The organism is Kribbella sindirgiensis (assembly GCF_004331435.1).
GTDB classification, from domain to species: domain Bacteria; phylum Actinomycetota; class Actinomycetes; order Propionibacteriales; family Kribbellaceae; genus Kribbella; species Kribbella sindirgiensis.
This window is the reverse complement of the sequence record NZ_SJKA01000004.1, coordinates 661,320-684,371: the sequence shown is the minus strand read 5'-3', so window position 1 is coordinate 684,371 and position 23,052 is coordinate 661,320. Positions and strand designations below refer to the sequence as shown.

The window sequence follows — 23,052 nt, the reverse complement described above, 5'->3', positions numbered from 1 at the left end:
GGTGGGTCAGCCAGGGAAGTGAGGGGTTCTGCACCCGGAACCGCGGTGCAGAACCCCGGAGTTGGTGGGTCAGCCAGGCAAATTGGTGGGTCAGCCAGGGAAGTGAGGGGTTCTGCACCCGGAACCGCGGTGCAGAACCCCGGAGTTGGTGGGTCAGCCAGGCAAATTGGTGGGTCAGCCAGGCAAATTGGGGCGGGTGAGCAGGGCGGTTTCGGCGTCGGGGGTGAGGCCGATGGTGAGGGGTGGGGCGCCTCGGTCGTGGTCCCAGCGGAGGACGTCGTCGACGGTTGTGCGCAACGGCGTGACAGGCATGCCGGCCGCACGGGCTTTGGCCGGGTTGCGGCGGCGTTCGCCCCACTCGGACTCGGGGTCCATCAAGGGAAAGCGCCGAGGTACGGCGTCGAACGGGACCGGGACGATGTCGACGGTGCTGCCGGCCAGCTCGGCCGCGGTGCGGATCAGTTCGGCGATCGTCGAGTCGGGGCCGATCGCGTTGTAAGCGCCGGCGCGATCGTCCGCGACGAGTCGGGTGATCAGGCCGGCGACGTCGCGGCTGTCGACCAGCTGCAGCGGAGCCTCGGGCTTGGTCGGGAGCGCGACCCGTCCGCCGCGGGCGCCGCGCCGGATCCAGTAGAGCGCCGTACCGGACGAATCGCCGGGGCCCGTCACGCGACCGGGGCGGACGATCGTCGCGCGATCGCCGTACCGCTCGACGACGTCGTCCTCGCACGCGACCTTGCAGGGACCGTACGTGTCGTTCGTGAGTACGTCGGCGTCGCGCAGCGGCTCGCGCCGGGGTGCGGTCTCGTCGGTCCCGGCCGGCAGGTCGCGGACGTAGACGGCGTGGCTCGAGATGAACACGTACCGCCCGACCCGGTCCCCGAGGACGTCCATTGCCTGATCGACGTCCCGCGTCCGGAAGCCGCTCGTGTCGACGACCGCGTCCCATTCACCGGTCCGCAGCGCCTCGTAGTCGCCGGACTCCCGGTCCCCGACCAGCCGAGTCACCTCGTCCGGCAGCGGCGAACCGCTGCGTCCGCGACTGAACGACGTGACCTCGTACCCCTGCGCCAGCGCGTCGTCCACGATCGCGCGCCCGACAAATCCGTTCCCACCCAGCATCAGAATCCGCACAACCGAGCAACTTAGTCTGCGGGATCCGATTAGGCTCGCGATTATGACCAAGACTGTGGTGGTTGCCGGTGGCACCGGCGCGCTGGGGGTCGCGGTGACGGCCGAGTTCCTGCGGGCCGGCTGGCGCGTCGTCGTACCCGGCCGGTCCGAGGAGTCCCTTGCTCGCCTCGGCGCCGACCCCGCGCTCAACCCGGTGATCGCCGACCCCTTCGACCCGGCCGGTACGGCGGACGTCGTCGCGCTCGCCACCTCGGACGAGAACGCCCCGCTGACCGCCCTGGTCAACCTCGTCGGCGGGTTCGCGTCCGGTTCCCGGGTACACGAGACGCCGATCGAGGACTTCGAGAAGCAGCTCCGGCTGAACCTGCGTCCGACGTACCTGATCACCCAGGGGGTCCTGCCGCATCTGCTCGCCGGCGGTGGTGGAGCGATCGTCTGTACGTCGAGCGGTGCCGCGCTCCGCCCGTTCTCCGGGGCGGCCGGGTACATCACCGCGAAGGCCGGGGTGATCGCGTTCGCCGACGCGCTGCACGCGGAGTACGCACGCGACGGCATCCGGGTGAACACCATCCTGCCCGGCACCATCGACACCCCCGCGAACCGCTCCGCGATGCCGAACGCGGACACCAGCAAGTGGACCCCGCCGGACCGGATCGCCGCCGTGGTCCGGAGCCTCGTCGAACTCGAAGGTTTCAACGGCGCTCATCTGACCGTTTGACAACCGATTGACCCTGTAACACGTCTGAAGAGGTAAGAGCGCGGGTACTTGACGCACACTTGCATCAGGGGACAACGGGGCCGACAGGGGTGTCAATGGGGAGTGCACGCGCGACGGCGAGGCGGCCGCGGTCGATGCCGAAGTTGCTGGGGTTCACCCTGTTGGGCGCACTCGTTCCAGGACTCGGTTTGATCGTCGGCGGGCGCCGGCGGCTCGGTGCGTTCGTGCTCACGCTCTTCCTCGGCCTGGTCGGGCTCGGGGTGTACGTCGGGCTGACCCGGCGCGAGGAGGTACTCGCGGCCGCCGTCGTACCGAGCCGGCTGCTGATGACGTCGGTGGTGATCGGCGCGGTCGCGTTCTGCTGGATCGTGGTGGTCGTGGCCTCGCACCGGTCGTTGCGCCCGGCAACGGGCGGGGCCGGCGGACGGGCCTTCGGCGCGTCGTTCGTCGGGCTGCTGTGTTTCGCGATCGCGGCGCCGGCGGCGATCGGCGTCCAGAGTGTGCTGGCGCAGCGGTCGCTGGTGCAGGACGTGTTCCAGTCGCAGGGCGAGAGCAAGAGCGCGACCCGGCCGTCGACGGTCAACGTCAAGGACCCGTGGGAGGACAAGCAGCGGCTGAACCTGCTGCTGCTCGGCGGGGACGACGCGCCGAGCCGCGAGGGCGTGCGGACCGACACGGTGATCGTCGCGAGCATCGACACCAAGACCGGGAACACGGCGCTGGTCTCCTTGCCGCGGAACCTGACGTTCATGCCGTTCCCGGCGGATTCGCCGCTGCGCAAGTACTACCCGAACGGTTTCGGCAAGGAAGGGCTCAGCCTCGACGGGCGGCTGGAGTGGATGCTGACCGCGATGTACCAGAACGTCCCGGACGCGCATCCCGGCATCCTCGGACCGTCCGACAACGAGGGCGCCGACGTGCTGAAACAGTCCGTCGGTGAGGCGATCGGCCTGAAGCTCGACTACTACCTGCAGGTCAACCTGCAGAGCTTCCCGGAGATCGTCGACGCGCTCGGCGGGATCCGGGTGAATGTGAACGAGCGGGTCGCGATGGGCGGCGTGAGCAGCTCGCACATCCCGCCGAAGGAGTGGATCGAGCCGGGTGCGAACCAGCACCTCGACGGGCGGCACGCGCTGTGGTTCGCCCGCGGGCGGTACGGCGCCGACGACGACCAGCGGCAGGTCCGGCAGCGGTGCGTGATCAAGAGCATCGTCGACGCGGCGGATCCGCAGACCCTCGTCACGAAGTACAAAGCGATCGCCCGCGCCGGCCGGCACCTGCTGCGGACCGATATCCCGCAGGAGCTGCTGCCCGCGATGGTGCAGCTGGCGCTGAAGGTGAAGTCGGGAACGGTCTCGAACGTCACGCTCGACTCCGACAAGCTGCGCCTGAAGTACCTGCACCCCGACTACCAGGCCCTCCGCGACACCGTCGAGAACGCCCTCGAATCCACCCCGGCCCCAACCCCCACGCCAACCACCCCCGCCACGCCGGCCACCACCCGCAAGCCGACCACCACGACCACCACCGCACCCCCCGGCCCGGTCCAGAACCTCGCCGACGCCTGCGCCTACAACCCATCCGGCGACCAACCGAACTAGGCCGAGCGGACACTGTTCCGTCGGGCAGGCTGTACGAGCTGACCAGGGAAATGTTCTGAGATCAGGGTGTCGATCTGGCGATGCCCCGCTCGACGTGAGAGTAAGTGATCGACCGACACGACGAGGGAGCATCAGCGATGCGCTACATGATCATCAACAAGGCCGACGCCGACAGCGAGGCCGGGAACTTCCCGCCGCAGGAGGTGGCCGAAGGTGTCGGCCGTGTGGTCGAGGACCTGTCGAAGGCCGGCGTACTGCTGTTCGCGGAGGGTGTGCACCGCAGCTCGCTCGGCGCGCGGGTGAAGGTCGACGCCGGCAAGCGCACCGTCACCGACGGCCCGTTCGCCGAGACCAAGGAACTGATCGGCGGCGTGATCGTCGTCGAGGTCCGCAACCGCGACGAAGCGATCGAATGGGCCGCCCGCCTCGCCGAGGCCCTCGGCAACGAGGTCGAGGTACGCCGCGTCGTCGAGGAAGCCGACTTCGGACCCGACTCGGACGTCTTCGCGAGCTGACTGTCCATTCCCCGGAGTGCCGTTCGTGGTACTGCCATGAACAACACACTGAAGGTTTCTGAGGCGGAGCTGTACTACGAGGTGCGTGGATCAGGGCCGCTGCTGGTCCTGGTCGGCGCTCCGATGGATGCCGATGCGTTCGCGCCGCTGGCTGATCTGTTGGCGGCCGTCTACACCGTGCTGACGACCGATCCGCGCGGGGTGAAGCGGAGCAAGCTCGAGCCGGGTGGTACGTCGCGGCCCGAGCAGCGGGCCGATGACCTGGCCGCGCTGATCCGGTACGTCGACGCGGGGCCGGCCGTCGTACTGGGCTCCAGTGGGGGAGCGGTCAGCGCGCTCGCACTGGCGCAGGGGCACCCGGACGTCGTCCGTACGGTGATCGCCCACGAGCCGCCGCTCGACCGGCTGCTCCCGGACGCGGACGAGCTGCTCGCGAAGTCGGAGAAGCTGATGGCCGACTATCTGGCCGGTGACGTGACCGGTGCCTGGAAGCAGTTCTTCGCGCTCGCGAACATCCAACTGCCGGACGAGGTCGTCGAGATGATGTTCGGCGGCGAGCGCGACCCCGAGCAGGAGGCGACCGAGCGGTTCTGGTTCGGCCACGAGATGCGTGAGTCCATCACCTGGCTCCCGGACGTCGGCAAGCTGCGCGCTGTCGACATCGTGGTCGGAATCGGCGAGGAGTCCACCGGTCAGCTCTGCGACCGGACGTCCACCGCGCTCGCCGAGCGGCTCGGTATCGAGCCGACCCGGTTCCCGGGTGACCACACCGGTTTCGTCGACCATCCGGAGGCGTTCGCGAAGGCGCTCCGTGCTCAGCTGGCCGAGGTGGGTTTCCACCCGAGTGTGTAGCTTCTGGCTGAGGTGAGACTCGGTCGTGGGTTGTCTGGCGGAGTATGTGAAGCTGGTGGTGTCCGGTGGGTGCGCAGGGGTGTGATTGCGGTCGTGCCGGGCACTGGTCGGGATGCCGCGTCGCCCGCGTGGCTACTTGACCTCAACCGTGGTTGAAGTTTCAAGCTGGTGTCGCTGCCAACGGACATCGCAGATATCGGCCCTCGCGGGGCCCTGACGAAGGAGCAGAGTTGACCACGTACACGCTTCCCGACCTCCCCTACGACTACGGCGCACTGGCGCCGAGCATCGCCGGCGAGATCATGGAGCTGCACCACGACAAGCACCACGCGACCTACGTGAAGGGTCTGAACGACACCCTCGACAAGCTGGCCGAGGCCCGCGACAAGGGTGACTTCGGCGCGATCGTCGGGCTGGAGAAGACGCTCGCCTTCAACCTCGGTGGACACGTCAACCACTCGATCTTCTGGAAGAACCTGTCGCCGGACGGCGGCGACAAGCCGGACGGCGAGCTGGGTGCGGCGATCGACGAGTTCTTCGGCTCGTTCGACGCGTTCCAGGCCAACTTCACCGCGAGCGCCACCACGATCCAGGGCTCCGGCTGGGCGATCCTCGGCTGGGACGCCCTCGGCGGCCAGCTGCTGATCCACCAGCTCTACGACCAGCAGGGCAACCTGCCGGCCGGGCAGATCCCGATCGCGATGCTGGACATGTGGGAGCACGCGTTCTACCTGCAGTACAAGAACGTGAAGCCCGACTACGTCAAGGCGTGGTGGAACGTCGTGAACTGGGCCGATGCCCAGGCTCGCTTCGACGCCGCCCGCACCGGCTCCGGCGCGCTCATCACCGGCGCCTGACCAACGCGGACGCCCAGGCCATCACAATTCATCGCGCCCGCCGGCGTCCCGCTCACGCGGGGCCGGCGGGCGCGATTGTGATGGCCTGGCGATCCGTCACCGACAGAAGTCCGCGATCACCGGGGCAATCGCCGCGGATTTGATCATGTGGTTCTGACCAGGTACTTCGGTGTGCCCGGCGCCCGGTACCGCCGCCGCGAGCGCCCGCGTCGACGCCTTCATCCATCCCGGGCTCTTGCCGCCGTTCACCACCAGCACCGGCCGCTCGATCGGCGCCCACTGTTCGGTGTCCATCGGCTCGCCGAAGCAGTTCTGCCCGAGCATCTGCGCGTCGTACGGCAGGGTGTGCGCGACCGCCTTCATCGGTTTCCAGGCCGGCATCAGCTTCATCATCGTGACGAAGATCCCGGGCAGCCCGATCCCCTTCGTGAAGAAGTACTTGATCGCGTCACCCGGCTCGAGGGCCTGCAGGTCCGCGATCCAGGTCCGCGGGATCTGTTTGCGGCTGTCGTCGACGACGTACGGCGGCTCGAACGCGACCAGCTTCTCGATCGGCACCCCGGCTGCCGTTGCCCGCAGCGACAGTGCCGCGCCGGACGACGAGCCATAGACGTACGCCGACCCACCGGCCGCCTCGATCACCGCGGCGAGGTCCTCGATCTCCCGCTCGACCGCGTACTCGCCCGCGTCGCCGGAGTCGCCGCGCCCGCGCCGGTCGTAGTTGTAGACGGTGAAACGGTCCGCGAGCGCCTCGGCGAGGTCGGGCATCGGACCCTGTGCGCGGGAACAGAGCGCGCCGTCGACGAGAACGAGCGCCGGCCCGTTCCCGCGCCGGTCGTAGGCGATGGTGGTGCCGTCCTTCGATACGACGGTGTTCATGGTGGGTTCCTCCTGGTGGGTGACGATCTCACCACTGCGTCGAATGGTGGCCGACCACTCGACATCGTGTGACGCAGATCACATCTGAGGCGATGCGCTGCGTGACGGCCGGTCCGTCTGGGTACCGGGTGCGCAACCGAGAACGGGAGGCGGTCATGACGGCGCGTCCGGAGATGGTCCGGCGTGAGGCTGGACCGAACGGTCAGAACATCGGCGGCCTGGTGAGTGAGGTAACCAGCGACCTCAGTCAGCTGGTCCGTGACGAGGTGCAGCTCGCCAAGGCCGAGTTGAAGGAGAAGGGCAAGGAGGCCGGGGTCGGCGCCGGGTTGTTCGGTGGGGCCAGCACGCTCGCGCTGTACGGCGTGGGCGTCCTGATCGCCGCGGCGATCCTCGGGCTCGCGACCGCGTTGCCGGCCTGGTTGTCGGCGCTGATCGTCGCCGCGGTCGTGTTCGCGGTCGCGGCCGTCGCCGCTCTGCTCGGCAAGCGGCACGTCACCCGTGCCACCCCGCCCGTTCCGCAACGTGCCGTCGACGGCGTGCACGAGGACCTGGAAGCCCTCAAGGGACACCAGCCGGAAGGGAAGACCATCGCATGAGCACCACGAAGAACGCCGCGCATCGTGAGCCGATGACCGACAGCGAGACGCTGCGCGAGGACCTCGACCACACCAGGCAGCATCTCGCCGACACCGTGCAGGAACTCACCCGGCGGCTCAATGTGCCGCATCGGATGAAGGAGACGGCGTCGAGTGCGGGCCACCGGATGTCGGACGTCGCCGGCCAGACCGGCGACAAGATGAAGCAGGTACCTGGCGCGATGAAGGAACTGCCCGCGACGGGCAAGCGCCACCCGAAGGCCGCAGCCGCCATCGGCGGAGCCGTCGTACTCGTTGCCGGCGCCATGACCTGGCTGGCCCGTCGGCACAAGTAGGGAGAAATCAGCAGGCGGCGGCGCGTTCCAGGAGGAGTTTGCGTTCGCGTTCGTTGCGGGTCAGGGCGGCGGCCTTCTCGAACTCGGCGCGGGCCTCGTCCAGCCGGCCGAGCTTGAACAGCAGGTCGCCGCGCACGCTCGGCAGCAGGTGGTAGTCCTTCAGCGACGGCTCGTCCGCCAGCAGATCGACCGCTGCCAACCCACGTTCCGGGCCGAACGCCATCGAGATCGCGACGGCCTGGTTCAGCTCGATCACCGGTGACGGGGTGACCTGCGCGAGAACGGCGTACAGGCCGGCGATCCGGGCCCAGTCGGTGTCCTCTGGGTCGGCCGCGCGGGCGTGACAGGCGGCGATCGCGGCCTGCAGGAGGTACGGGCCGGGTGGTTTCTCCAGGGCCCAGGCGCGTTCGATGCCTTCGAGACCGCGGCGGATCAGGAGCCGGTCCCAGCGCCGGCGGTCCTGGTCGAGGAGCAGCACCGGCTCGCCGTCGCTCCCGACGCGTGCGTTCGCGCGGGACGACTGCAGTTCCATCAGCGCCAGCAGGCCGAGTACTTCGGGTTCCGTCGGCATCAGCTCGACGATCAGCCGGCCCAGGCGCATCGCCTCGTTGCACAGCGCCGGCCGCATCCAGTCGTCGCCGGCGGTCGCGGAGTACCCCTCGTTGTAGATCAGGTAGACGACCTCGAGCACCGACGAAGTCCGCTCCAGGAGCTCCGGCCCGGACGGCACCTCGAACTCGACGCCGGCCTTCGCGAGGTTGCGTTTGGCGCGGACGATGCGCTGCGCGATCGTCGCCTCCGGGGCGAGGAACGCGCGGGCGATCTCGTCGGTCTTGAGGCCGCCGAGCAGTTTCAGCGTCAACGTCACGCGCGCGTCCATGGTGAGCACCGGGTGACAGGCCGTGAACACCAGCCGGAGCAGGTCGTCCTCGATGTGGTCCTCGAGGATGGCCTCCACGTCGTCCTCGACGCTGTCGCCGTCGATCTCCAGCTCGTGGCCCATCTCGGCGAGCTTGCGCTGGTACGTGTCCTTGCGCCGGATCAGGTCGATCGCCCGCCGCTTCGCGATCGCCATCAGCCAGGCGCCCGGATTGTTCGGTACGCCGGACTCGGGCCACTGTTCCAGCGCGGCCACCAGCGCGTCCTGCGCGAGCTCCTCCGCGAGCCCGACATCCCGCACGATCCGCGCGACGCCCGCGATGATCCGCGCCGACTCGATCCTCCAGACCGCGTCGACCGCCCCGTGCGCATCCGTAACCGTCACCCGCCGATAGTAGACGCGGACGAGGCGGACATGCAGCACTCACCAAGCGGGGCGAATCCCGCCGCGCCACGCTCAACTGCGGCTCGGAAAGGGCCGCAGGCAGGTTTGGTGAGTGCTGCAGGTCCGCGACCCGCCATCCCGCATCTTTGCTCCAGCGGCTCACCCTCCTGCCTAGCCCGAGCCGCTCGGCCAGGTCGGACAGGATCCGCCACACCTCCCCGCGCGCCCCGGCGGGAACAAGGCGGGCTCGACGACAGTGACGTCCACCTGTAACCGCTGGAGATTCGCGCGGGCGCACGCGATCGCTCGCGGATTGTTGTCGGTAGCAACTATTCGGCGAATGTCTCGCCTGGACAGGATCGCCGTGAGTAGTCCGGTCCCGGTGCCGATGTCGAACGCGGTGTCCGCTCGCGGCAACGGGCAGTCGGCGACGAGGTCGGCGTACTCCGATCTGGTCGGTACGTAGACGCCGCGGAGCCGGAGCTGGTGGTCGATGAGCGGAACCAGCAACGAGTTGCGGCGAGGAGCTGTTTGGCGTTCTGGAAATCGCCCTCCCAGTGGAGGGCCGAGCCGCGTCTGATCAGGCGCAGGGCCCGATCCGCGGAACTGGAGTCGTCGATGGTGGTGACCGGCGAGGTCACCGCACCACTGTAGGGCGCGCCCTAATAGACTCGCTCCGGAAACCCCCCGAAAGATGGCTTGAGGTTTGCTGTGCTCACCATGCAGGACGCGCTGCTCGCGCTCACGAAGTACTGGACCGACCGGGGCTGCATGGTTGTGCAGCCGTTCAACACCGAGGTCGGGGCCGGAACGCTGAACCCCGCGACCATCCTGCGGGTGCTCGGTCCGGAGCCGTGGCGGGTGGCGTACGTCGAGCCGAGCGTGCGGCCGGACGACAGCCGCTACGGCGAGAACCCGAACCGGCTGCAGACGCACACCCAGTTCCAGGTGGTGCTCAAGCCGGACCCGGGCAACCCGCAGGAGCTGTTCCTGGACAGCCTGTCCGCGCTCGGGATCGACATCGACGCGCACGACGTGCGGTTCGTCGAGGACAACTGGGCGAACCCGGCGACCGGGTCCTGGGGTCTTGGCTGGGAGGTCTGGCTGGACGGTCTGGAGATCACCCAGTTCACCTACTTCCAGCAAGCGGGCGGGATGACACTCGACCCGGTGTCGGTGGAGATCACCTACGGCATCGAGCGGATCATGATGGCGCTGCAGGGCGTCTCGCACTTCAAGGACATCGCCTACGCGCCGGGCATTTCGTACGGCGAGGCGTTCGGCCAGGCGGAGTACGAGATGAGCAGGTACTACCTCGACGACGCGGACGTGGAATCACAGAAGCGTTTGTTCGAGGAGTACGCGAACGAGGCCCGCCGGATGATCGACGACCGCCTCCCGGTGCCGGCGCACATCCAGGTGCTGCGGTGCTCGCACACGTTCAATGTCCTCGACGCCCGCGGCGCCGTCAGTACGACGGAACGCGCCAAGGCGTTCGGCCGGATGCGGACCCTGGCCCGCGAGGTCTCGCGGCTGTGGGCCGAGCGCCGCGAGGAGCTGCAGCACCCGCTGGGTCTCGCCGAGCTGCCGCCGGCCGCCGACGAGCCGACCGAGTTCCCGGCGAGCACGGGGACCCGGCAGCTGACCTTCGAGATCGGCACCGAGGAGATGCCGCCGTCCGAGGTCACGAAGACGGCCGCGGCGGTGCAGGCGGCGCTGGAGGAGAAGCTGGCCGCGACCCGGCTCGAGCACGGCGCGATCACGACGTACGCGACGCCGCGTCGCGTGGTGGCTTTTGTCGCCTCGGTCCAGGCCGGTGAGCCGGATGCCGAGCGGGTGGTGCGCGGGCCGAAGAAGGCGGCCGCGTACGACGCCGACGGCAACCTGACCAAGGCCGCCGCCGGTTTCGCCCGCGGCCAGAAGGTGGAGCCGTCCGAGCTGCACGACCTGGACGTCGACGGCGTCGAGTACGTCGCGGTGACCAAGCCGGACCCGGGTCGCGGCGCGGCCGAGGTGCTGAGCGGCGTCCTGAGCGAGATCGTCGCGGGGCTCCGTTCGGACAAGAACATGCGGTGGAACGATGCCAAGCTGTCGTTCACCCGCCCGATCCGCTGGCTGGTCGCGCTGCTCGGCGACGAGATCGTCCCGGTCTCCGTCTCGAGCCTCGCCGCCGGCCGGACGACGCGGGTGCACCGGACCGCGGCGCAGCCGAAGGTCGAGATCGCGTCGGCCGAGGGCTACCTGGACCTGCTCCGGATCCACGGCATCGAGGCCGACCCGGCCCGTCGGCGCGCGACGATCATCGAGGCCGCGGCCGAGCTGTCCGCCACCGTGAACGGCGTGGTGGACGTCGAGGGCGAGTCCGCGCTGGTCGACCAGATCGTCAACCTGATCGAGGAGCCGACCCCGATCCTGGGCGGGTTCGCGGCCGACTACCTGGACCTGCCGAGCGAGATCCTTACGACGGTCATGCGCAAGCACCAGCGCTACCTGCCGGTCCGCGACGGCGACGGCAAGCTGCTGCCGCATTTCGTTGCCGTGGCCAACGGTTCGGTCGACGAGGACCTGGTGCGGGCCGGCAACGAGGGCGTGCTGCGGGCGCGGTACGAGGACGCCGCGTTCTTCTGGCGGGCCGACCTGGAGACGCCGCTCGAGTCGATGAAGAGCGAGCTGGAGAAGCTCGCCTTCGAGGAGAAGCTCGGTTCGATGGCGGACCGGGCCGGCCGGATCGGGCGGATCGCGCTGAAGCTGGGCGCTGTGGTCGATCTCGACGGTGACGACCTGACGACCCTGCAGCGGGCCGCCGAGCTCGCGAAGTTCGACCTGGGTTCGCAGATGGTGGTCGAGCTGACCAGCCTGGCCGGCACGATGGCTCGCGAGTACGCCAAGCGCGCCGGTGAGACCGAGGCCGTCGCCCAGGCCCTGTACGACATGGAACTGCCGCGGTCGGCCGGTGATCCGGTCCCGTCCACCACGCCGGGCGCGCTGCTGGCGCTCGCCGACCGGTTCGATCTGCTGGCCGGGCTGTTCGGGATCGGCGCGAAGCCGACCGGAAGCTCCGACCCGTTCGCGCTGCGCCGGGCCGCTGCCGGTGTCGTCGCGATCCTGCGCGAGCACCCGGAGCTGCGAGCGATCACCCTCGAAACAGGTCTGCAGGCAGCCGCCGCGGAGATCAGTGCCCAGGGCATCGACATTCCCGTGGAGTCGTTGGGTGAGGTAGTCGAGTTCACCGTACGGCGGTACGAGCAGCAGCTGATCGACCGTGGTGACGACCACCTCCAGGTCGCCGCCGTGTTGCCGTTGGCAACTGCTCCGGTGGTGGCGGACGAGACGCTGACCGCCCTGCAGGGCCTGGTCGGCAACAGCGATTTCGCCGACCTGGTTGCGGTTCTGCAGCGTGTTCGCCGGATCGTTCCGGAAGGCACCGAGGCGGAGTACGACGCCGGCAAGCTCACCGAGCCCGCCGAGGTCGTGCTGCACGAGGCGGTGCAGAAGATCGGGCAGGCGCCGACAGGGCTCGGCGACTTCGTCTCCACCGCCTCGGTCCTGATCGAGCCGGTGAACGCGTTCTTCGACGAGATCCTCGTGATGGCGAAGGAGCCCGAGATCCGCGCCGCCCGGTTGGGGCTGCTGGCAACCATCAGCAAGCTCGCGGCGCCGGTGCTGGACTGGCAGGCGCTGGGCACCAGCCTGAGCCCAGCGGAATGAGCGTGCGACCGGCGGACGTTGCCGAGCAGGCGGAGCGACTGGCGCCCCGCCTGCGAGAGCATCTGCGGCCGACGGCGTTCGTGCGGTACGACGCGTTCAGCGAGGAGCTCGGCGTTGAGGTGCTGGTGAAATGTGAGCACCAGCAGCGCACCGGTTCGTTCAAGGCTCGCGGCGCGCTCGCGAAGGTGCTGACGCTCACCGATGCGGAACGTGCCGCGGGCGTGGTCACCGCGTCGACCGGTAACCACGGGCTAGGGGTCGGCAACGCGCTCGCGACCCTCGGAGGCCACGGCATCGTCTACCTGCCCGAGAACGCCGCACCGGGCAAGGTCGCGGCCCTGCGCCGGTTCGGTCTCGAACTACGGGCCGAGGGCAACGACACCGGCGTCCTCGAGATCAAGGCCCGGGCGTACGCCGCGGAGCACGGGCTGACGTACGTCCCGCCGTACAACGACCCGGACATCATCGCCGGGCAGGGGACGGTCGGCGTGGAGATCGTCGAGCAGTTGGCCGGTGCGCCGCTCGACGCGGTCGTGGTGGCGGTCGGTGGCGGCGGGCTGATCAGCGGGGTCGCCGCGGTGCTCAAGAAACACCTGCCCGGGATCCGCGTGTACGGCGCGCAGCCGGCCGTCGACGACGCGATGGCGGCCTCGGTACGGGCCGGTGAGATCGTGCAGGTCGACGCCGGGCAGACGTTGTCGGACGGTACGGCGGGCAGCGTCGAGCCGGGGAGCATCACGTTCGAGCTGTGCCGTGAACTCGTCGACGACTGGGTGCTCGTCGAGGAGGACGCGATCCGGGACGCGCTCCGGACGGTGATCGACACCGAGCACCAGCTGATCGAAGGCTCGGCCGCGCTGGCCTTCGCGGCCGCGCGCGAACGGCGTACCGAACTGGCCGGCAAGCGCGTCGCGGTCGTGTCCTGCGGCGGCAACATGTCGTCGTCCACCCTGGTAGCCGCGCTTGCGTGAGCTCGTCGTGCTCGGGACCGGCAGTCAGGTGCCGTCGCGGGAACGTACGCAGAACGGGTACTTCCTGCGCTGGGACGACGAGGGGTTCCTGTTCGATCCCGGTGAGGGGACGCAACGGCAGATGATCTACGCCGGGCTCGCGGCCCGGGCGATCACGCGGTTGTGCGTCACGCACTTCCACGGCGATCACTGTCTCGGAGTGCCCGGCATCGTGCAGCGGTTGTCGCTGGACGACGTACCGCATCCGGTGCGGGCGCACTATCCGGCGTCGGGGCAGACGTACTTCGCACGACTGCGGTACGCCGCGTCGTTCTTCGAGCGGGCCGAGCTGCTCGAGGAGCCGGTGGAGGAGGACGGGCTGCTGTCCGTCGGGTCGTTCGGCCAGCTGTGGGCGCGCCGCCTGGAGCACCCGATCGAGACGTTCGGGTACCAGTTGATCGAGCCCGACGGACGCCGGATGCTCCCGGACAAGCTTGCGGCGTACGGCGTGACCGGGCCTGACGTCGGCCGGCTGCAACGGGCCGGATCGCTCGACCTTGGCGATCGCCTCGTGCACGTGGACGACGTCAGCGAGCCGAGGCCAGGGCAGCGGTTCGCGTTCATCATGGACACCCGCCTGTGCGAGAACGTGCTGCGCCTCGCCGACGGCGCCGACCTGCTCGTCATCGAGTCGACGTACCTGTCGTCCGAATCCGAACTCGCCCGGCGCTTCGGCCACCTGACCGCGCGCCAGGCGGCGCGGGTCGCGGCCGAATGCGGTGTGCGCAAACTCGTCCTCACCCACTTCTCGCAGCGTTATCTGGAGCCGGAACGCTTCCACGAGGAGGCCGCGGCGGAGTTCTCCGGCGAGATCGTGGTGGCCTCCGATCTCAGCCGGCTCTCAGTTCCGGCTCGCCGCTGACCGAACCGCCAGGCGTAGCGGACGAACAGTACGTGAACGGACCGGCAAACCAGGCCGAACCCGTGCTGGGCAAGGCATTCCCAGGATTAGCATTGCCGGCGAATGTAAATTGCCGATCCTCAGGAGCGACCCGTCGTGCGCACACCCCGTCCAGTGCCGGCGGCTGTCGCAATGGTCGTTCTGAGCGCGGCGGTGGGAGTCACGGTCTGGCGGCCCTGGGAGGATTCCGCCGACGCGACCGGCGACCCGTCCGGGATCACCGTGTCCCGGAGTCAATGCGGACAGGGATGGACCGACGCCAAGACCGGCCGCCAGACGCTCGTCGTCCACAACACCGGCGACGCGGCCGCCGAGGTCGACCTGGTCGAGGTCCGCAGCAAGAAGGTGTACGGCGAGGTTGAGGGCCTGGGCCCGAACGCGAGCGCATCGATGGACGTGCAGCTCGGCGCGGGACAGTACGCGATCCGCTGCCTGATCGAGGACACCGACGCGATCACCGGTCCGACGGTCACAGTCGCGGGTGCTGGGCAGGGCGGTGCTGCCGTCGTACCCGTCACCAAGAACGAGCTGCTGCCGTTGGTGAAGAAGTATCAGGCCGGGGTTGCTCGTGGTGTCGCCGATTTGGCGGTCAAGACGGACAAGCTGCGTGCTGACGTGGATGCCGGCGACCTGGATGCCGCTCGCGCGGACTGGTTGCCTGCGCACCTGGCGTACAACTCGCTGGGCGCAGCGTACGACGCGTTCGGGGACTTCGCCGACATGATCGATGGGCCCGCCAATGGATTCCATGCGCTGGAGAAGGGCCTGTGGCACAAGGGCTCAGGTCTGAAGCCGGTCGCGGATCAGTTGGCGGCCTCGGTCCGCGGCCTGCAGAAAGATCTGCCCAACGAGCAGGTGGATCCGAATGATCTCGGGCTGCGTGCGCACGAGATCATGGAGAACGCCCTGCAGCTCGAGCTGACCGGCGAGAACGACCAAGGCAGCGGTACGGCGCTGAACACCGCGCTGGCGAACCTGAACGGTACGGCGAACGTGCTGGCCATCCTCGACCCGGTCCTCAAGCCGCGCTACCCCGACCTGCCCGAGGTGCTGAAGTGGGAGAGCCGCGTCCGCACGCTGCTCGCCGCGCACCAGAACACCCCAGTCGACCAGCTCGACCCGACCACGCGGGAACAGCTCAACGGCGCCGTCGGCGAGCTACTGGAGAAGCTCGCCCCGATCGCCGCGATCTGCGAAGTCCGGAGGGGTTCATGAGTGACGTCGGCCGCCGCTCCTTTCTTCGCGGCGCCCTCGCGGGAGCCGGTGCAGCCGCAGTTGCTGCGGTCGCGACCGGGCAGGCCGCTGCGGCGACGACGCCGACGGCCGTGCCCTTTCACGGCTTCCACCAGGCCGGGATCACCACCGATCAGCCGAAGCAGGCGATCTTCGCGTCGTTCGACGTGATTGCCGAGGGCAAGAATGAGCTCACCGACCTGTTCAAAACCCTGACCGACCGGGCGCGACTCCTGACCACGGGCGGTGCCCTGCCGCCCCTGGGCATCACAGCCCCGCCGGCCGATTCCGGCGTACTCGGACCGGACATGCCGGGTGACGACCTGACGGTCACCGTCGGCGTCGGGGCGTCGCTGTTCGACGAGCGGTACGGTCTGAAGGGTCGCAGACCGGCGAAGCTGACCGCGATGAAGGAGTTCCCGAACGACAGCCTGGACGCCAGCCTGTGCCACGGGGACCTGAGCCTGCAGTTGTGCGCGTCGGAGACCGACACCGTCCTGCATGCACTCCGGGATCTGGCCCGGCACACCCGTGGCGCGATGCAGTTGCGCTGGCGGGTCGACGGCTTCCAGAGCCAGCCGCGCCCAGCCGGTGCACCGCGCAACCTGATGGGTTTCAAGGACGGCATCGTCAAGCCGGCGCCGGCCGACCACGACAAGCTCGTGTGGGTCGGCAAGGGAAACGGTGAGCCGGCCTGGACCGAGGGCGGCAGCTATCAGGTGCTGCGCCAGATCCGGATGCTGGTCGAGTTCTGGGACCGCGTGTCGGTCGGCGAGCAAGAGAACATGTTCGGCCGGCGCCGGGACACCGGTGCGCCGCTCGACGGCAGCAGCGAGACCGACCTCCCGAACTACCCGGCCGATCCGACCGGCGGGGCGATTCCGCTGACCAGCCATATCCGCAAGGCGAACCCGCGCACCGCGGACACCGCGGCCAGCCAGTTCCTGCGCCGCGGCTACAACTACGACAAGGGCACCGACGCGGTCGGTGACCTGGACATGGGGCTGTTGTTCTGCGCCTACCAGCAGGACATCGCCCGGCAGTTCGAGGCCGTGCAGACCAGGCTGGCCGACGAGCCTCTCGTCGACTACGTCCGGCCGGTCGGCGGCGGCTATTTCTTCGTGCTTCCCGGTGTTCGGGACGGCAACGACCACTTCGCCCGGTCGTTGCTCGGATGAGTTATTCAGGAGGAGAAGGCATGCGCGCAAGACTTCCTGTCGCTGCCACAGCCGTTGCGGCTGCGACGGGCTTGTTGCTGGCCGCCTGTGGCGCCCCCGGCGCTACCCAGCAGGTGACCAACGCCGGTGCGGCGTTCACGGCGGCCGACGCCGCTTCGTACCACCCGGCACGAACGACCACCCCGATCCAGCACCTGGTGGTGATCTTCGGCGAGAACATCTCGTTCGACCACTACTTCGGGACCTACCCGAACGCGACCAACGCGGACGGTACGCCGTTCACAGCTGCCCGGCACACGCCCAAGGTGAACGGTCTGTCGAAGAAGCTGCTGACGGACAACCCGAACGCGTACAACCCGAAGCGGTTGGCGCCGTCGCAGGCGCTGACCTGCGACCAGAACCACGGCTACGGGCCGGAGCAGAAGGCCGTCAACGGCGGCAAGCTGGACAAGTTCGTCGAGAACACCGAGACCGACAAGTGCACCGGGCAGCCGGTGCTGTTCGGCGAGCCGGGTCTGGTGATGGACTACTACGACGGCAATACCGTCACCGGGCTGTGGAACTACGCCCAGCACTACGCGATGAGCGACAACTCGTTCGGCACGGTCTACGGCCCGTCGACCCCGGGCGCGCTGAACCTGGTCTCCGGGCAGACCCACGGCGGCCAGGCCTACGACCCGAAGACGGGGCAGCCCACCACCGACGCGTACGTCGTACAGTCGCCGGACGCGAACGGCATCGGGACGATCACCAACGACCCCGACCCGATCTACGACGACTGCTCGAACAACAACGGCAAGTCCACGAACAACCTGGCCGGGATGCACGGGCAGAACATCGGCGACCTGCTCAACCAGCGCAACGTCACCTGGGGCTGGTTCCAGGGTGGCTTCAAGCCGACCGGCACCGCGAACGGCAAGGCCGTCTGCGGCGCGTCGCACCCGAACGTCGGCGGCATCGCGGCGAACGACTACAGCCCGCACCACGAGCCGTTCCAGTACTACAAGTCGACTGCGAACCCGAAGCACCTGGCTCCGACATCGGTCGCCGCCATCGGTCACACCGATCAGGCGAACCACCAGTACGACACGTCGGACTTCGACGCGGCCTTGGCGGCCAACAACCTGCCGGCGGTCAGCTTCCTGAAGGCCGGTGAGTACCAGGACGGCCACGCCGGGTACTCCGACCCGCTGGACGAGCAGGCGTTCATCGTCAAGGAGCTCAACCAGCTGCAGAAGTCGAAGGAGTGGTCCTCGACCGCGGTCGTGCTGGCGTACGACGACTCCGACGGCTGGTACGACCACGTGAAGCCCCCGACAGTGAACGGGTCCCAGGACGCCGCACTGGACCAGTCGGCGCTGTGCGGTCATACCCCGGTGGCCGGTGGTTACGCCGACCGCTGCGGCTACGGCCCGCGCCTGCCGCTGCTGGTGGTCTCGCCGTACGCGAAGACCAACTACGTCGACCACTCGCTGACCGACCAGACCTCGATCCTGAAGTTCATCGAGGACAACTGGCGGACCGGCCGGATCGGTGACCACTCGTTCGACCAGCGGGCCGGCAGCCTGACCGGCATGTTCGACTTCTGGCGGCCGAGCAAGCAGAAGCTGATCCTGGACCCGAAGACCGGGGCCGTCGTCAGCTAAGGCCCCACGCGCCCTGGTCGGCGAGGAAATCGTCGATCAGGGCATTCACTTCCTTCGGCGACTCCAGCGCCGCCAGATGCGCCGACTGTTCGAGTACGACGAAGCGCGCGCCGGGGATGGAATCCGCCATCTCCTCGGTCTCCGCGACCGGGAAGGTGGCGTCCTCCGCGCCGGCGACCACCAGAACCGGCGTCCGGATCGTGCCGAAGAGCGCCCGCTGGTCAGGCCTTCGCGGTACCACGCTGGCGACGGCGTGCCGCCCCGAACTGATGTCCACCTTGCGCGCAAGTTCGTTGACCGTGGCAACGACCTCGGGCTTCTCGCGTTTCGCCGTCGGGCCGAGGAAGGCGTCGCGGACCGGCCCGGTGAGCGGTCCGCGGATCCCGCCGAGGAGCTGCGCCGCGGCCAGTAGTACGCCGTACTCGAATCGTTGCCGTCGGCCCGCCGGCGACGCGGTGGCGTTCATCAGGACGGCGATGCCGATCCGGTCCGGATGCAGTGCCGCGAAGGTACCGCCGATCATGCCGCCCCAGCTGTTGCCGATCAGGTGCACCCGCTCGACCTGTAGGTCGTCGATGATCGCCAGGATCACCTCGGCGCACTGCTCGAACGTGAACGGCCCGGCCAGCGGACCACTGCCGCCGTGCCCGGGCGGATCGACCAGGACCACCTGGAAACGGTCGGCGAAATGCGCGGCCTGGGCGGACCACAGCGTGCCGTCCATCAACAGGCTCGGCCAGAACAGCATCGCGGGCCCCGATCGGTCGACGCGCCCGTCGACGCGCAACCGGATCCGGCCCAGCACGGTCTCGACGTACCGATCCTGCATGGTTGAACGGTACCTGTCAGGACGCCGTCAGGACGCTGGAATCGCCGCCGCCAGGCGCGTCGTGAGCTCGCGGATGCAATCGACCAGCTCCGGCGGTGACTGCACCTCGAAGGGCAGGCCTAGTACGCCGAGGTAGAGCGCGAGGTGCTCGAGCGAGTCCGCGCCGGTCTCGACCAGCGTGGTCGTCTCGTCGATCGGCGTCACGGCCGCGACGTGCGGGCCGTAGCGGTCGGCCACCTGCTCGGCGGGCGCGTGCACCAGGACGCGGGCCTGATGGCGATAGGCGCCGGAGGCAACTCCGCGCGTCGTCGTGGCCAGGTCGGGCACCTCGCGCGGTGTGAAGCGCGGTCCGGTCGGGATGCGCGGCTCCAGGCGGTCGAGCCGGAACGTCCGCCAATCGTCGCGATCGAGATCCCAGGCGACCAGGTACCAGCGTCGCCCGGTGTGCACCAGACGGTGCGGCTCCGTCGTGCGCGTGGACGCCGTACCGTCGTGGTTGCGGTAGTCGAACCTGAGCCGCAGGTGGTCGCGGCACACCGCGGCGACGGCGAGCAGTACGTCGGGTTGCACGGACGGACCGCCCGCGGGCGTCACGGCGATCTGTTGCAGCAGCTCGATCCGGTAGCGCAGGCGGGACGGCAGGACCTGCTCGAGCTTGGTGAGCGCTCGTACCGACGACTCCTCGGTGCCCGCCACGGTGCCCGTCGCGGCAGCGCGCAACCCGACCGCCACTGCGACCGCCTCTTCGTCGTCGAGCAGCAGCGGGGGGAGTGCGGCGCCGGCGCCGAGGCGGTAGCCGGCGACACCCGGGACGGCGTCGACGGGGTAGCCGAGGTTGCGCAGCTTGTCGACGTCCCGCCGTACCGTCCTCACCCCGACGCCGAGCTCATCGGCCAGGGCGGTGCCGCTCCACTCCTTGGGCTGCTGCAACAGGGAGAGGAGCTTCAGCAGTCGTGCCGAGGTCTCGATCATGTTTCTCAGTTTGCCATCTGGTTAGGACTGAAGGTGTCCTAACCGGTTGGGACAGTAGAGACATGATCAAGCCGTTCAGCATCGACATCCCGCAGAGCACGCTCGACGAACTCGCCGCCAAGCTGGCGAGCACCCGGCTTCCCGCACCGCTTCCCGGTGACGACTGGAACACCGGCGTACCGGTCTCCTGGCTTTCGTCGCTGGTCGAGTACTGGCGTACGTCGTACGACTGGCGCGCCGCCGAGAAGGAGCTGAATTCCTACCCGCAGTTCACCGCCGAGATCGAGGGGCAGCGGATCCACTTCATCCACGTCAGGTCCGCGGAACCGGACGCGCTGCCGCTGATGCTGACGCACGGCTGGCCCGGGTCGATCGTCGAGTTCCTCGACCTGATCGGGCCGCTGACCGACCCGGTCGCTTGCGGCGGGCAGGCCGCGGACGCGTTCCATGTGGTGATCCCGGCGCTGCCCGGGTTCGGGTTCTCCGGGCCTACGGCGGACGACGACTGGACGTTCCCGCGGATCGGGCGGGTGTGGGCGGCGCTGATGAGCGAGCTCGGGTACGAGCGGTACGGCGTACAGGGCGGGGATCTGGGCGGATCGGTGTCACCTGAGGTCGGGCGGGCCGCTCCTTCGCACGTCGTCGGCGTACATACGAACGGTGGGACGAACCTGCCGCCGCTGCAGATGTCCGACGAGGAACTGCGGACGCTGACGCCGCTGGAGCAGGACAAGGTGGCGCGGATCGCTCGGTTCATGCAGGAGGAGTTCGGCTACATCTCGATCCAGTCGACCCGGCCGCAGACGCTGGGCTACGGCCTGGTCGACTCGCCGGTGGCGCAACTGGCCTGGATCATGGACAAGTTCAAGGCCTGGACGTACCCGGCCGAGACCTTGCCGGAGGCAATCATCAGCAAGGACCGGCTGCTCACGAACGTGATGATGTACTGGCTGACCGGGACCGGCGGATCGGCCGCCTACATCGGCTACGCGCAACCGCGCGACTGGACCCCGCGCCCGAACTCCGGCGTCCCGACAGCCGTCCTCGCGATGGCCCACGACGTGGCGATCCGCCGCTACTGCGAAACCTCGAACACCATCACCCGCTGGACCGAGGTGGACCACGGCGGCCACTTCGCCGCCCTCGAAGCGCCGGAACTCCTGGTCAACGACGTACGAGAGTTCTTCCACGACCTCCGCGGATAACTCCCCCCTCCGCCCACCCCGTCGGTGGCATTTGCTGGGTTGACGTCCGAGATGCAGGGTTTACGCCCCGGATCTCGGACGTAGACCCGGATTCTCGGACGCCCACCCACCAGATGCGGGCTGTCGTCGCGTCACGTGAAGTCGGTTGAGGTGGTGAGGTGGGACCACTCGGCGGCTTCTGCGGCGCGGGAGACCGATGCGGTCTCGGCGAGCTTGAGTGCGTCGGTGCCCAGCAGCAGCCGGAGCGGCGGGTTGTCCAGGTCGACGATCTCGAGGATCGCCTGCGCGGCCTTCGCGGGGTCGCCCGGCTGTTTGCCGTCCGTCTCGATCCGGCGCCGGTGCATCTCGCCGACGGTGGACTCGTAGTCCGGGTGCACGTCGGCGAGCTGCATCGACGAGCCGCCCCAGTCGGTCCGGAAACCGCCCGGCTCGACGATCGTCACCTTCACGCCGAACGGCCGCACCTCGTTGTTCAGCACCTCGGAGAACCCTTCGACGGCGAACTTCGCGGTCTGGTACGCGCCCATGCCGGGCGTGCCGCCGACCCGCCCACCGATCGACGAGAACTGCAGGAAGTGCCCGCTGCGCTGCTCGCGAAACACCGGCAGCGCGGCCTTCGTCACGTTGACCACCCCGAACAGGTTGGTCTCCACCTGCGCCCGGAAGTCGTCGTCGGCCATCTCCTCGATCGACGCACTGTTCGCGTACCCGGCGTTGTTCGCCACCACGTCCAGCCCACCGAACTCCCGCACCGCAGTCCGTACGGCTGCGCGCGCGGCGTCAGCGTCCGTGACATCGAGAGCGACCGCCCGGAGCTGATCGCCGTACTTCGTCACCAGGTCGTCGAGCTGCTCGGGTGTGCGAGCCGTGCCGACGACGCGGTCGCCGGCCGCCAGCACCGCCTCGGTCAGCGCGCGACCCAGGCCGCGCGAGCTCCCGGTGACCAGCCAGATCTTGCTCATCATCATTCCTAACTAACCGTTTGGTTGGATCCGCCTCAATCTAACCAACCGGTTGGTTGGAAATCAACTAACCGGTTGGTTGGTAGGCTCGTCGCATGCAGCAACGGAACGCAGACCGGACCCGGGCCCGCATCCTGGAGGCCGCCACCGAGGAGTTCGCGGCGCGCGGGATCGGCGGTGCCCGGGTCAGCCGGATCGCCGAGGTGGCCGAGTGCAACAAGGCGATGCTGTACGCCTACTTCGGGAACAAGGACGAGCTGTTCGACGCGGTGTTCAAGGCGTCGCTCGAGAAGTACCTGGACGAGGTCGGGTTCGACGTCGACGACCTGCCGTCGTACGCGGGCCGGGTGTTCGACTACTTCGAGGAGCATCCGGACCGGCTTCGGCTGTCGGTCTGGTACCGGCTCGAGCGTCCGGACGGTCAGCCGCTGGAGGCGATCGTCGCGGTCAATCAGCGCCGGCTGGAGGAGATTCAGCGGGGGATCCGGCGGCGGGTGGTGTCGCGCCGGTTCACCCCGGTCAGTCTGCTGTCGCTGATTCAGGCGATCGCGACGAGCTGGTCGTCGATGAACCCGGAGTACGGCGCGGAGCTTCCGGACCGGTCGTTGCGGCGGACGGCTGTCGTGACGGCCGTGGAGCGGATTCTCAGCTGATTCA

The 23,052-nt window shown here is 68.8% G+C and carries 22 protein-coding genes; 15 read left to right on the top strand and 7 right to left on the bottom strand.

All coding sequences use genetic code 11. The annotated features are described in order from the left end of the window. Positions 1–174: 174 nt before the first annotated feature. Positions 175–1,134, bottom strand: coding sequence for an NAD-dependent epimerase/dehydratase family protein (locus tag E0H50_RS15065; RefSeq protein ID WP_131288491.1), 960 nt, complete (start codon positions 1,132–1,134; stop codon positions 175–177). Between the two features lie 43 nt (positions 1,135–1,177). On the opposite strand from E0H50_RS15065, the gene E0H50_RS15060 reads away from it, so the two are divergent. From E0H50_RS15060 to E0H50_RS15040, 5 genes are all read left to right on the top strand, one after another. Next, on the top strand, positions 1,178–1,852 hold the full coding sequence (locus E0H50_RS15060) for an SDR family NAD(P)-dependent oxidoreductase (protein ID WP_202868144.1): 675 nt from the start codon (positions 1,178–1,180) through the stop codon (positions 1,850–1,852). A gap of 134 nt (positions 1,853–1,986) precedes the next feature. Further along, positions 1,987–3,453 carry an LCP family protein gene (locus E0H50_RS15055; RefSeq protein ID WP_238150972.1) on the top strand — a complete coding sequence of 489 codons (1,467 nt, stop codon included), beginning with the start codon at positions 1,987–1,989 and terminating at the stop codon, positions 3,451–3,453. A gap of 137 nt (positions 3,454–3,590) precedes the next feature. Beyond that, positions 3,591–3,968 carry a YciI family protein gene (locus tag E0H50_RS15050; RefSeq protein WP_131288489.1) on the top strand — a complete coding sequence of 126 codons (378 nt, stop codon included), beginning with the start codon at positions 3,591–3,593 and terminating at the stop codon, positions 3,966–3,968. Between the two features lie 36 nt (positions 3,969–4,004). Continuing rightward, complete coding sequence (locus E0H50_RS15045; protein WP_131288487.1) at positions 4,005–4,820, top strand: alpha/beta fold hydrolase; 816 nt, start codon at positions 4,005–4,007, stop codon at positions 4,818–4,820. Positions 4,821–5,050: 230 nt separating this feature from the next. After that, complete coding sequence (locus tag E0H50_RS15040) at positions 5,051–5,677, top strand: superoxide dismutase (protein ID WP_131288485.1); 627 nt, start codon at positions 5,051–5,053, stop codon at positions 5,675–5,677. 96 nt (positions 5,678–5,773) lie between these two features. On the opposite strand, the gene E0H50_RS15035 is transcribed toward E0H50_RS15040, so the two are convergent. Continuing rightward, on the bottom strand, positions 5,774–6,556 hold the full coding sequence (locus E0H50_RS15035; protein WP_131288483.1) for an alpha/beta fold hydrolase: 783 nt from the start codon (positions 6,554–6,556) through the stop codon (positions 5,774–5,776). Between the two features lie 155 nt (positions 6,557–6,711). Between E0H50_RS15035 and E0H50_RS15030 the strand changes: the two genes are divergently transcribed. Together E0H50_RS15030 and E0H50_RS15025 are read left to right on the top strand one after the other, a co-directional pair. Continuing rightward, positions 6,712–7,152: a phage holin family protein gene (locus E0H50_RS15030; RefSeq protein ID WP_202868143.1), complete on the top strand. Its 441-nt coding sequence runs from the start codon at positions 6,712–6,714 to the stop codon at positions 7,150–7,152. After that, positions 7,149–7,487, top strand: a complete 339-nt coding sequence (locus E0H50_RS15025) for a DUF3618 domain-containing protein (RefSeq protein ID WP_131288481.1) — start codon at positions 7,149–7,151, stop codon at positions 7,485–7,487. The genes E0H50_RS15030 and E0H50_RS15025 overlap by 4 nt, the downstream gene beginning before the upstream one ends. Positions 7,488–7,494: 7 nt before the next feature. Here E0H50_RS15025 and E0H50_RS15020 read toward each other — a convergent pair whose 3' ends face one another. Together E0H50_RS15020 and E0H50_RS44505 are read right to left on the bottom strand one after the other, a co-directional pair. Next, positions 7,495–8,751, bottom strand: coding sequence for an RNA polymerase sigma factor (locus E0H50_RS15020; protein WP_131288480.1), 1,257 nt, complete (start codon positions 8,749–8,751; stop codon positions 7,495–7,497). 171 nt (positions 8,752–8,922) lie between these two features. Then, positions 8,923–9,108 (bottom strand): class I SAM-dependent methyltransferase, encoded by a 186-nt coding sequence (locus tag E0H50_RS44505; protein WP_420323246.1) that lies wholly within the window; start codon positions 9,106–9,108, stop codon positions 8,923–8,925. A gap of 363 nt (positions 9,109–9,471) precedes the next feature. Here E0H50_RS44505 and E0H50_RS15010 point away from each other — a divergent pair, with 363 nt between their 5' ends. The 6 genes from E0H50_RS15010 (at position 9,472) to E0H50_RS14985 (ending at position 18,427) form a co-directional block, all read left to right on the top strand. Continuing rightward, positions 9,472–12,459 (top strand): glycine--tRNA ligase, encoded by a 2,988-nt coding sequence (locus E0H50_RS15010; protein ID WP_165547143.1) that lies wholly within the window; start codon positions 9,472–9,474, stop codon positions 12,457–12,459. Next, positions 12,456–13,430 (top strand): pyridoxal-phosphate dependent enzyme, encoded by a 975-nt coding sequence (locus E0H50_RS15005; RefSeq protein WP_131288476.1) that lies wholly within the window; start codon positions 12,456–12,458, stop codon positions 13,428–13,430. Before E0H50_RS15010 ends, E0H50_RS15005 begins: the two co-directional genes overlap by 4 nt. Then, a complete protein-coding gene (locus E0H50_RS15000) occupies positions 13,423–14,331 on the top strand; it encodes a ribonuclease Z (RefSeq protein WP_131288474.1) in 909 nt (302 codons plus the stop codon). The genes E0H50_RS15005 and E0H50_RS15000 overlap by 8 nt, the downstream gene beginning before the upstream one ends. A gap of 171 nt (positions 14,332–14,502) precedes the next feature. Further along, a complete protein-coding gene (locus E0H50_RS14995) occupies positions 14,503–15,585 on the top strand; it encodes an EfeM/EfeO family lipoprotein (protein WP_131288472.1) in 1,083 nt (360 codons plus the stop codon). After that, positions 15,582–16,781: an iron uptake transporter deferrochelatase/peroxidase subunit gene (gene efeB / locus E0H50_RS14990; protein ID WP_131288470.1), complete on the top strand. Its 1,200-nt coding sequence runs from the start codon at positions 15,582–15,584 to the stop codon at positions 16,779–16,781. Before E0H50_RS14995 ends, efeB begins: the two co-directional genes overlap by 4 nt. A 20-nt stretch (positions 16,782–16,801) precedes the next feature. Beyond that, complete coding sequence (locus tag E0H50_RS14985) at positions 16,802–18,427, top strand: phospholipase C (RefSeq protein WP_131288468.1); 1,626 nt, start codon at positions 16,802–16,804, stop codon at positions 18,425–18,427. Here the strand turns inward: E0H50_RS14985 and E0H50_RS14980 are convergent. Continuing rightward, the gene (locus tag E0H50_RS14980) at positions 18,420–19,256 is read right to left on the bottom strand and encodes an alpha/beta fold hydrolase (RefSeq protein WP_131288466.1); all 837 of its coding nucleotides are present in this window, start codon (positions 19,254–19,256) and stop codon (positions 18,420–18,422) included. The two genes, E0H50_RS14985 and E0H50_RS14980, sit on opposite strands and share 8 nt — an antisense overlap. Positions 19,257–19,283: 27 nt before the next feature. Further along, entirely contained in the window at positions 19,284–20,228 is a 945-nt protein-coding gene (locus tag E0H50_RS14975) for a helix-turn-helix transcriptional regulator (RefSeq protein WP_131288464.1), read from the bottom strand. 62 nt (positions 20,229–20,290) lie between these two features. Here E0H50_RS14975 and E0H50_RS14970 point away from each other — a divergent pair, with 62 nt between their 5' ends. Beyond that, complete coding sequence (locus E0H50_RS14970; RefSeq protein WP_131288462.1) at positions 20,291–21,433, top strand: epoxide hydrolase family protein; 1,143 nt, start codon at positions 20,291–20,293, stop codon at positions 21,431–21,433. A gap of 131 nt (positions 21,434–21,564) precedes the next feature. Here E0H50_RS14970 and E0H50_RS14965 read toward each other — a convergent pair whose 3' ends face one another. After that, entirely contained in the window at positions 21,565–22,395 is an 831-nt protein-coding gene (locus tag E0H50_RS14965; RefSeq protein ID WP_131288460.1) for an oxidoreductase, read from the bottom strand. Positions 22,396–22,490: 95 nt separating this feature from the next. Here E0H50_RS14965 and E0H50_RS14960 point away from each other — a divergent pair, with 95 nt between their 5' ends. Next, complete coding sequence (locus tag E0H50_RS14960; RefSeq protein ID WP_131288458.1) at positions 22,491–23,048, top strand: TetR/AcrR family transcriptional regulator; 558 nt, start codon at positions 22,491–22,493, stop codon at positions 23,046–23,048. The last annotated feature ends 4 nt before the right edge of the window (positions 23,049–23,052 follow it).